This window comes from Pseudomonas tremae, assembly GCF_001401155.1.
Taxonomy (GTDB): domain Bacteria; phylum Pseudomonadota; class Gammaproteobacteria; order Pseudomonadales; family Pseudomonadaceae; genus Aquipseudomonas; species Aquipseudomonas tremae.
This window is the reverse complement of sequence record NZ_LJRO01000454.1, coordinates 1-274: the sequence shown is the minus strand read 5'-3', so window position 1 is coordinate 274 and position 274 is coordinate 1. Positions and strand designations below refer to the sequence as shown.

General features: G+C 59.5%; 1 pseudogene. It reads left to right on the top strand.

Going from position 1 to position 274, the window contains the following annotated elements:
* Positions 1 to 274, top strand: a pseudogene (locus ALO43_RS24155) (amidase); the annotation flags it as partial.

Below are 274 nucleotides of genomic sequence, written 5' to 3'. Positions count from 1 at the left end.
ATCCCGGGTGGCCCTTACCGTTATCTGGAGAACACCATGTCCGTAAAACGCCCCGACAAAGCCGACTTTCTGATTGCCGCCCAGGATCACGGGTACGACGTGTCAGACAGCCAGATGGCATCGTTCCTGAGTCTTGCTGACGAAACCCTGGGCTCCTACGAAGCCATTGATGAGCTGTACGCCGCTCACGTTGCGCAGCCCACGCCGCTGCGCGAGCACAGCAAACCGACAGAGGCCGAAAACCTGCATGGCGCCTGGTACGTGAAGACGCACA